Below are 10,539 nucleotides of genomic sequence, written 5' to 3'. Positions count from 1 at the left end.
CTGCAAGTATGAACTATGATCATTTTACAGTGATAGGTTGATATTTTTTGCTGGTATATTTGGGTAAATAAGCGTTTCATCTTATCAAGCAAAAACTGTACACTTTATTCTAGCAGTCACATTCCACTTGTTTTTGTTTAACTAAAATTCATTTTGATTTGTCAAATATAGTCGATAGAATATTGAATTTACCGCAAATTATTAAATGACGTCGAAAGATTATTAGATAATGAGATATTTTGTCGAATTATTAGGAATTATTACTATGACAAAAAAAGTACTAATAGGAGGAAAAAAAGGGTATTTATAGTAAAATAGAAATAGCCGAAAATTTAGGGGGATTAGTATGGGTAGGGATAGAGACAGAATTTTAATTGTTGATGACGATCCTGATATTCGGAATATTCTTGAATTATATTTAGAGAAAGAAGGATTTAAAATCACTTCCGTTATAGAAGGAAGTGAGGCGATAGATGTGCTCGATGGTTTTAGCCCGGATTTAATTATCCTTGATATTATGATGCCAGGGCTCGACGGATATGAGACATGTCAAGCTATTCGTGAAAAAACAGATGCTCCGATTCTTTTTTTAAGCGCAAAAGAAGATGATTTCGATAAGATTCTTGGCTTAAGAATAGGAGGGGATGACTATATAACAAAACCTTTTAGCCCTGGAGTTTTAGTAGCAAGAATTAAAGCACATTTAAGAAGAACAAGGATTAGTAGGCAAAAAAAGAACATAAGTGTAGAAAGAAATATTATTGAGTTTCCAGGTTTATCGATTGATCTGGATAGTTGTCTTGTACGTAGTCGCGGTACACCGATTACACTGCCAGTTAAAGAATATCAGCTATTATCCTTATTAAGTCAAAATGTGGAAAAAGTTTACAGTGTTGAACAATTATTTCAGCTTATATGGGGCGAAGATAGCCTTGGTGATAATCGAACTGTTATGGTACATATAAGTAATTTACGAAAAAAGATTGAACCGAATCCTGCGAAACCAGAATATATATTGACGGTTAGGGGAATAGGCTATAAATTTAATGGCTATCTTAATTGAACCCAAATTCGAACTTATGTATATAATGTCAGAATTTTTAGGAATCAAATGGGTTTTAGACCTTTCTATTTACTATTCAGGAAATTTCTTACTTCATCTATAGTTAATCCAAGACGTTTGGCTTGTATAATTAATCTTAACCATTCTTCATCTAGTTTATTGGGAATAATGACAATTTTTGATTGTTCAAATTCAGTGACCTTTTCCATAAATACCTCCCAGTTTATTCACAAAATATTCACAAAACAATAATAATATATGAACTATAAATATAGTTCAAACTTTGTTAAAGATTTATTAAAGTTTTTCAAAAATAAACGATGGATGTGTCGCTGGATGATAAGTTTGCCAGGCTATGAGGTTACTCAATTATTGGCTTCAACAGATGGAGTTCACTATTATGAAGGACGACAATCGGATGGAAAGAAAGTAATCATTCATCATTTTAAATCCTTTTCAGTGGAAAGTGAGAAAAGAGAATGGAAGGCATTTCCTTCTTTTATTGAACCAATGGAAATAAAAAAAGCTAATGATAATTTTTTCGCAGTCTACGAATATTTCTCCTTTGAAAAACCGTTATCCTCTTTGATTAAGGGGAAGTGTTTGTCAATTGAACAAATGCTCATTATTTCAATGCAATTAACTACAATGCTCATCAGCCTCCATCAAAAGGACAAGTTAGTCGAATGCTTGAACCCCGATCATGTTCATGTCCATCTTACAGAGCAGAAGCTGTATATTACCTCTCTAATGGGGTTGATAGAGCCTATTGATAAACAGTTTTTATGGTATAGCTCGCCTGAACTGACGGGAAGGATGGAGAAAGAGGCAGATGTTCGCTCTGATCTTTATTCCTTTGGAGTAGTTTTTTATGAAATGTTGACAGGACAATTACCTTTTCCAACAGCAGATGTGATTGAAATTGTTTATTCGCATTTTACAAAGCTACCGACTCCTCCAGCAGAGTTAAATTCACAAATACCTAGTCAGCTTTCATTGATCGCTCTGAAACTTTTAGAAAAATCACCTGATAAAAGATACACATCAGCATATTCATTGTTGAAGGACTTGGAAAGATGTTTACTTCAATGGCAAAATGAGAGAAAAATTAGTCATTTCAAACTAGGTTTAGAGGATTCTATAAAGATTAAAAATGAAAGCAAGCTATTCGGCCGCGAACAGGAGTTGAAACAGCTCCAGGCGATCTATAAAAATGTTAAACAACGGAATAAGGAAATCGTCCATATTCGTGGAAATTCCGGCACTGGAAAAACAGCGTTAGTAAAAGAATTTATGAATATATCTGATAAAAAAGGTGCAATTTTTGCTGCTGGAAAATGGGACCAATTTGAACGAAACACTCCATACGGGCCAATTATTCAAGCATGCAAGACCATTTTTCGCGTAATTCTTTCACAAGGGGATGACTTCGTTAAAAAGTGGGAGGAGCGTTTTCTTGCTAAATTAGATCACCGCTGTCAACTTTTGTGTGAGCTTATTCCAGAGTTTACATGGATCATTGGTTATCCTCATTTTGAGGAAAAAATTGGACCGCTAGAAAGGTCTAACAGCATCCTTATTACATTTCAGCAGCTTTTAGCCGTATTAACAGAAGAATTTACCGTTATTCTTTTCATCGATGATATTCAATGGGCTGATCAACCGACCATTGATCTGCTTCATTATTTATCAGAGGATAAAGAGCTTTTAAATATTCTAATGATTATAGCTAGCAGAAATGAAGAAGAGCAAAGCGCAAAATCAATTCATAATCTGAATTTGCTGCAGAAATTAAAGGTTGTCAGCATCGAGATTACACCGTTGGATGAAAAAGAAGTTGCTCAATGGCTTTACTACAATTATCATTTCGTTGACGATTATAGTAGTTTAACAGCTTATGTTTACAATCTTTCGCAAGGGAATCCTTTTTTTCTGAAACAGATTTTAATTACTCTAGAAAAGGAACAGTATATTTCAGTAAATCAAGAAAAAAATGGTTATACCTTTCATATTGGGAAATTTCCAAAGCAAATTATCGGTAAAGATATTATGGAACACATTCGTAAGAAATTAATCGCATTGTCTTTGCAGGTTGTAAAAAGTTTAAAGTTTGCTGCTTGTCTTGGAACGGTTTTCACTTACTTTGAGTTAGTGAAGGCCGCAAAAACTTCAAACGATGAGATTCTAAAAGATTTGTACTTGCTCATTGACGAGGGCTTTATCTGTTTTTCGAGACAGCAAAGTGTAGAGCATGACCTTGTACTGGAATTTATTCATGATAAAGTTCAGCAAGCGGTTTATACAAGTATGAGCAAAGAGGAACAAGCTTTTTTTCACTTTCAAATTGGGTTGAGTAAATGGGGTAATTTCGAGCAATTACCTGAACCTAATCATCTTTTTAAGCTGGCTGATCATCTTAATTTCTGCGTGCCTTTGCTTGATGATGTACAGAGAATGACATTAACAGTTTTCAACACACAAGCTGGTGAAGTTGCTAAAAATGCTGCAGCTTTTGAACAGGCCTATCATTATTTTTTATCTGCTAAAAATCTCCTTAACCATGGACATTGGCAAACGAATTATGAGCTTTCCTATCGAATATTCATTGGACTAGGGGAATGTGCATATTTGAATAGTGATTTCGAAATGGCAGAAAGTGCATTTGAAACTCTATTGTATAATGCAAAGACAAACAATGAAAAAATGGGTGTTTATAATTTGAAGCTGATCATGTATACCCATGTTAGCAGATTAAAGGATGCAGTTGAATGTGGGACAACTGGATTAAAGCTTTTTGGTTGGAAGCTGGATCGACCCATTGGGATGAAGAAAATTGCTAAAGAATTTTTACTTCTTCAGACTTTACTTATCGGAAAAAAGCCTGAAGAGCTATTAAATTTAGCTCCAATGAAGAATCCTGAAGATTGTTTAATTATAGAAAGCCTTATTAATATGAATGCCCCTTCTTATCATGTAAACCAAAATTTAGCTACTTATTTAATGCTCCGGGCTTTCAGATTCACATTAAAGCACGGAAATACCGATATAACTGCCCTTGTTTACAATAATTATGCTCTTATTTTGAGCGCAGGCTTTGGCAATTTTGATAAAAGCTATCAATTTGGAAAACTAGCACTAGCTCACGTTGAGAGAAGTCGGGTAAAGAAATTGACAGCAAGGGTTCACTTTGTTTTTGGAAGCTTTGTGAACCATTGGAAAAATTCGATTTCAATCAATTTAAATTCGCTAGAAAAATCTCAAACATTAAGTTTGGAGTCTGGGAATTTTCATTTAGCTGGAGCTGCTAGCTCCTTTATCATTATTACTAGATTGATTAAAGGAGATTCACTAAACGTTGTTATAACAGAGATTAATAAACAATTAGCCTTTGTTAATAAAATTCAATATTTTCTCTCGATGAAATTTTTGCTTGAAATGAAAGAATGGATGGAATGGCTGGCGGATGGAACTAAGAGAAAATTACCACCTACTCAGCTTGCTGATTTGCGGGATGATCCTTCTGCTTTTATCATGCATAATACAATTCGTTTACAGATGGCATATATCGTTGCAGATGATGAAAAAGCGAGGGAGATTATTGATGCTTTAAATAACGTTGTAACGAATACTCTTGTTCTTGTGATTGCACCTGAATTTTATTTCTATCACACCCTTTGGTTAGTTCGATTTTATTATCAGGAGCCTTCAAAAGAGCGGAAGAAAATCAAAAAATATTTGCAGCGTAATTTGAAGAAGATGAAGAAATGGGCCAGCCATGCACCGATGAATTATGAACATAAATATTTATTAATGAAGATTGAAACAGCATGTGTACTAGGTGAGAACCAAATTGCTGCAGACGACTACGAGACCGCTTTAGATAAAGCAATCGTGAACGGTTTTGAACAAGACGCAGCGATCATTTGTGAATGTGCTTCCCATTATTATCATAAGCGTCAGGCGATCCGCTTAAGCAATTTTTATTTAAAGGAGTCTTACCGTTTTTATAAAAAGTGGGGAGCGGGTAGAAAATGTACTGTGCTCGCAAATACGTTTCCAAATCTCGTCAAGGATAGGTTCCAGCTGGAGGGGAGACTTGATGTTTTGGATTTAGAGGCTGTTCTGAAAAGCTCTCAGACATTATCAAGTGAAATTGTTTTCGATAATCTTGTTCAAAAAGTAATGAATATTGTAATTGAAAATGCTGGAGCAACAACCGGTTATTTACTTCTTAAAAAAGGGAAAGAACTTAGATTAGCTAATCTTCCTGAAGAAATGAAAGCTGAAAAACAAAAGAAGCTTTTGCCGATGCAAATTATCCAATATGTTCAAAAGAGTCATGAATCAATCATTTTACACGAAGCATGTGTTGAAGGATTATTTAAAATGGATTCTTATATCCAGGAAAAACAAGTGATGTCTCTTATGACGATTCCGTTATTACATCAGCGAAAATTGATTGGAATCTTGTATTTGGAAAATCATCTGCTTCCTTATGCATTTACTGAGCGAGATTTATTGTTGCTTTCCACTATCGCGTCCCAAGCAGCCATTTCCATACAAAATGCTTTACTATATATGAACTTAGAAGAAAAAGTTAAAGAGCGGACAGAAAAACTGGAGATTGTTAATAAAAGCTTGGAAGAAACAAATGCAGAGCTTGCCGATGCCCAAAAAGCACGGATGGAACTACTATCCAATATTTCTCATGATTTGCGAAACCCTATTACATCGATACAAGGATATATTGAAGCAATGTTGGATGGAGTTGTAATTTCACCGGAGAAACAACTTACTTATTTAAAACGCAGTAAAGATAAACTTGCTAGTTTAAATCGGCTTATCGAGGATTTGTTCGAATTATCTAAATTGCAGTTTGGAAATATGACCTTTGTTACAGAAATCGTAAATGTTGAAAAACTGTTTCATTATTTATGTGATCAGCACGAATGGGATGTTAAACATGAAGGACTTGCCTTTAAGCGCTCAGTATTAGAAGAGAAGGGTTTAAGCCCTTTGTATGTGGATGTTGATGTCGCTCGGATTGAACAGGTTGTGACAAATATTGTTTCTAATGCCCTTAAGCATACGATGGAAGGTTCGATAGCCTTTGCACTCAAACGCGATAATCACTATGTAACTTTTGCGATTACAGATACCGGTATGGGAATCTCACATTCTGAGTTGGAAAAAGTTTTCGAACGTTCGTACACGGGGAATACAAATCCATTTATGGCAGGGAATGGTTTAGGGCTATCGATTAGTAAGGAAATCATCCAACATCATAAAGGCAATATATGGGCAGAAAGTGTTCAAGGAGAAGGCACAACTATTTTCTTTACTTTGCCCATTGTAGAACTTGAAGATGAGACGATTGAAGAAATAGCATTAATGGGGTTTCAACATTTTAATGAATAGTAAATCTCACTTTTATCCAATTATACATTCATGAAATTAAGAGTGGAGTTGATGCCACTCTTTTTATTTTCTTTATACACTTATTACAGAAGCCCATTCAGGACAACTTTTTCCTACATAGTATGGGTGTAGAGATAATGGGAGGTGGATAAGATGAGCGCAGGAGCTGGACACGGATATGGTGTTGGATTCGCTTTACTCGTTGTGTTGTTCATCCTTCTTATTATAGTTGGTGCGTCTTACGTCGGTGGCTGGTATTAACAATTACGGGGTGCATCCTAAATAAGAAGAGTTTAGAAAGAGAGCCAATATAAAATCATTGAAATGGCTCCATATTCTACAATATTTGGGAAGGAAGTGGAGTAATGGGTTACGGAGGATTTGGTGGTTGTGGTTATGCCTACCCTGCAACTGGATTTGGATACGGTGGATTCGTCCTCATCGTCGTATTGTTTATCCTTTTAATCATTGTAGGCGCTGCATGGCTATAAAAGAAGTGATGCAAGGCTGTCTGAAAAATTCTAAGAAATAAAGCAAGGGAAGAAAAGTAAGCGATTTTTTTCCCTTGCTTTTTGTTTCATCTGGAGCCAAAGAGTACATAAATTTCCGAAAACAGGCATTCATGTAAGTACATTACCGTGAAGTGTGATAGTTTGCAGAAATTTTCATAAGAATGATTTGTATTATTCCTCTATAGGTTCTCACCAGCTTTTAAAAAGAATCACGTTACCGCCACATTAGTAAGTGAAGAAGGGGGCAAAGCTCCTTGGACTTTAAAAACGTCCTTAAGAAAATGGAAGAATGGATCGACTTATTTTGACAAGATTGGAAATAGATGCGTGAAATAAATGATTTTTGCCAATAATAAGTAGAAGAACGACAGAATACCATATTTTTAAATGGTATGTGAGGCAAATAGGTAAATAACACCGCTATTTTTTCACTTTAGCATACTGACCAGCAAAGTGTAATTATTACTGAATTTTTATGTGAGGGGACGATGATTATGTTTTTTAATAGGAAATCACAGGAAGAAAAACCGGAAGATATCATGATGGATGTAGAAGTCTATGCTTGTATGGATGATGGCTGCATAGGCTGGATGAGAAAGGATTTTGCTAGTTACGACCTGAAATGTCCACTCTGTGGCAATGATACCACAATGGAGATAAGGGAATTGCCAAAAATAAATTAAAGTGAAGAATGATACATATTTGTTTGCAGACGAGAGAGGACTTTCATACGAAAGTCTCTCCCGCCGTGTGCTTACTGTTTATGATGATCTTACGTTTAAAGTAAAGTCAACACTGACAATTAACAACATCTAACTTCATGAGAACGTTCACATAAATGTCGTAAATGGAAGGTAAAATAAGTAAAAAATTGCTTATAATAAAGGTGTAAATAAGATTATGCAATAACGATTTAGGAGGCTCAACCATTGTGCTCGTTCCGTAGAAGTATGATTGCGTGAACGTAAGCAAATGCTCTTTTATCACTTTTGATTAAATAGTGGAATGATGAAGAAGGTAATGAAAATTTGTAACGATGAAATGATGAAGTATCGTACCAAGTAGACATTTTATCCAGTTTTTCGCCTCACTTTGCGAAGGATATTCCACTTGGTTAAGAAGGAATGTTCTACCTATAAGTAAATGTCATGATACGTAGAACAAAAGCTCTTACCCAGAAGATTCTAGCAAGAATTGGGAAACGTCTATGGTAAATGATTCAAGAATGTCGTTACACAATCACATATGATACCTTTCAAAAGTAAATTTTGAAGCATTTAATCAAGAATAGGGATGGAGCAATTGAGCAATGACAATTGAATAAGTTTGTAACCCAAGGTACTGCGAGATAGTATGAATGCTTATGAGCAGAGTAATGCCTGTTAAAGCGGAACAAACACATGTCAGTTATTAGAAATTCCTGATAACAGGGATATTCCATTAAACTGATGAATTGGTTGGGTCTCCTAAGCTGTTATTAAAAGAAGCTGTGTCAATAGGTCATTAAAAATGACTTTTGATATCTGCTTTTTTCTTTTTGGGGCATTTTATGACAGATAAAAGGTTTGTTTTTCAGATTTAATCTATGGTGGAAGAAGTATCAAAAAGAGGTGTCCCAAAAGCTATGCTTTTTGGACACCCTGTTTTTATTCCTCTTTATTTATAGCTATCCTCCAAAATATCAACGAGGGAGCCAACATAAGCAACTGCTTTATGAATTGGATCAGGTTTTGACATGTCAATGCCTGCCTGTTTTAACAAGTCTATCGGTTTTTTGGTTCCACCAGCTTTTAGAACTTCTAACCAACGGTTAACAGCAGGCTCTCCCTCAGTTTTGATTTGCTGTGACATTGCCGTGGAGGCTGTTAAACCTGCTGAATATGTGTATGGGTAAAGCCCCATATAATAGTGAGGCTGTCTCATCCAAGTTAGGCTTGCCCCTTCGTCAAGTACCACAGTGTCACCCCAAAACTCAGAAAGCACATTTCTTTTTGTTTCGCAAAGTATTTTTGCGGTCAAGGGAGTACCTTTCTCTGCAAGCTCGTAAACTCTTCTTTGGAATTCCCCTTCTAAAAGATGGGTAACGAAATTATGATAATAAGTTCCCAATAACTGTAGTACAACCCATCGTTTCATTTGTGGGTCTGTTGTATTAGAAAGCAGGTGATCACCAAGCAACATTTCATTCATGGTTGAAGGTGCTTCAATGAAAAAAGTAGAAGGTCTTGTATTCATTATGCGTTGATTTTGATTAGCTAAATAAAAATGTCCAGCATGCCCTAATTCATGTGCAAGCACAAATGCACCACGCATCGTGTCTGTCCAAGTTATTAAAATAAATGGGTGTGAACCGTATGGACTTGAGCAAAATGCCCCAGTCGCTTTCCCCACGTTATCAGCTCGGTCAACCCATCGTTCTGTGAGCCCTTTTTTCATGATATTTAAATATTCAGGCCCCATTATCTTTAATGATTCCAAAATCACTTCACTTGCTTCCTCGTATGAGGTTTTAGGATTGAATTCAGGATCTAATGGCGCCTTTAAATCACAGAATTGCAGTTCATCCAATTGCAAAACCTTCTTCTTCAATTGGGCAAAGCGTCTCATATGAGGCGCTAACTCGGCTTGAATAATGTTTAATTGATTTTCGTACATTTCTTTAGAAACCTGCTGTGGGTATAAAAGCATATCTGTTACAGAATCAAAATTTCGAAGACGGGATAACGTTACTTGTTTTTTGACTTCAGTTGCATATGTGGTCGCAAAAGTATTTTTATATTGCTCTAACGTTTTTGTAAATGATTCGTAAGCTTTTCTTCGAGTTTCTGTATTTGAAGAGAATTCGTAACGATCTTCAAATAATGCAAATGAGTTCGGCAGTTCATCACCATCTTCATGAATGATTGGCTCAAATTGCATATCAGCTAACTTACTTGTTTGATAAATCGCATATGGTGACTCATGCACATCACTGAGAGCAGCGAGCACTTCCTCTGTTTCAGGAGAAAGTCGGTATTTTTTGCCATCAATTAAGTCTGTTAACATCTTTGTAAAAGGCTTTAACCCCTTTTCTTCATCGATGAACTGTTGCAATTTTTCTTCTGGCATAGTAATAATTTCAGATTCTATAAAGGACAGAGCTGCACCTGTTTTTGAACGTAAATTACCAATTATCGCTGCATTAGCTTGGTTTATGGGATTGGTACTATCTCCTGATTGTAGCAGCGAAGCATATGTACTCACTAAAATCAATTTCTTATTTAATTTTTCCTGCAATTCAAGGCATGCTAATAGTGTAGCTGAACTTTCATGAAGTTTCCCTTTGTAAACTGAAAATGCGGAAAGTTCTTTTTCAATTGTAGCAATTTCAGCTTCCCATTCAATAGGCGATGAGAATAAATCTTCGAGCTTCCATGTTAAATTAATGGGAACTTCTTCACGCTTTAATCGAGTGGTCATCATTTTTTCCATTAAAATCTCCTCCTTTTATTCGGAACTTTTTATTTCGGTATCCTAATTAAAATAATAACATGAGCATCCTGTTAA

At 35.5% G+C, this 10,539-nt stretch carries 7 protein-coding genes; 5 read left to right on the top strand and 2 right to left on the bottom strand.

Annotated elements, in window-relative coordinates; all coding sequences use genetic code 11:
* Window positions 1-346 precede the first annotated feature (346 nt).
* Complete coding sequence (locus FCJ93_RS15380) at window positions 347-1,063, top strand: response regulator transcription factor (RefSeq protein WP_137744085.1); 717 nt, start codon at window positions 347-349, stop codon at window positions 1,061-1,063.
* Between the two features lie 65 nt (window positions 1,064-1,128).
* On the opposite strand, the gene FCJ93_RS15375 is transcribed toward FCJ93_RS15380, so the two are convergent.
* Window positions 1,129-1,272 carry an anti-repressor SinI family protein gene (locus tag FCJ93_RS15375; RefSeq protein ID WP_095306198.1) on the bottom strand — a complete coding sequence of 48 codons (144 nt, stop codon included), beginning with the start codon at window positions 1,270-1,272 and terminating at the stop codon, window positions 1,129-1,131.
* A 127-nt stretch (window positions 1,273-1,399) separates the two neighbouring features.
* On the opposite strand from FCJ93_RS15375, the gene FCJ93_RS15370 reads away from it, so the two are divergent.
* The 4 genes from FCJ93_RS15370 (at window position 1,400) to FCJ93_RS15355 (ending at window position 7,676) form a co-directional block, all read left to right on the top strand.
* On the top strand, window positions 1,400-6,481 hold the full coding sequence (locus FCJ93_RS15370; protein ID WP_170211325.1) for an AAA family ATPase: 5,082 nt from the start codon (window positions 1,400-1,402) through the stop codon (window positions 6,479-6,481).
* Window positions 6,482-6,634: 153 nt separating this feature from the next.
* On the top strand, window positions 6,635-6,742 hold the full coding sequence (locus tag FCJ93_RS15365; protein ID WP_095306196.1) for a YjcZ family sporulation protein: 108 nt from the start codon (window positions 6,635-6,637) through the stop codon (window positions 6,740-6,742).
* 104 nt (window positions 6,743-6,846) lie between these two features.
* Complete coding sequence (locus FCJ93_RS15360; protein WP_095306195.1) at window positions 6,847-6,972, top strand: YjcZ family sporulation protein; 126 nt, start codon at window positions 6,847-6,849, stop codon at window positions 6,970-6,972.
* A 515-nt stretch (window positions 6,973-7,487) separates the two neighbouring features.
* Window positions 7,488-7,676 carry a cold-inducible protein YdjO-related protein gene (locus FCJ93_RS15355; RefSeq protein ID WP_095306194.1) on the top strand — a complete coding sequence of 63 codons (189 nt, stop codon included), beginning with the start codon at window positions 7,488-7,490 and terminating at the stop codon, window positions 7,674-7,676.
* Window positions 7,677-8,649: 973 nt separating this feature from the next.
* On the opposite strand, the gene pepF is transcribed toward FCJ93_RS15355, so the two are convergent.
* Window positions 8,650-10,464, bottom strand: coding sequence for an oligoendopeptidase F (gene pepF / locus FCJ93_RS15350; protein ID WP_137744083.1), 1,815 nt, complete (start codon window positions 10,462-10,464; stop codon window positions 8,650-8,652).
* Window positions 10,465-10,539 lie beyond the last annotated feature (75 nt).

This window comes from Robertmurraya siralis, assembly GCF_005502275.1.
Classification (GTDB): domain Bacteria; phylum Bacillota; class Bacilli; order Bacillales; family Cytobacillaceae; genus Robertmurraya; species Robertmurraya siralis.
The sequence above is the reverse complement of the archived record's forward strand: the minus strand, read 5'-3'. Positions and strand labels throughout refer to the sequence as shown.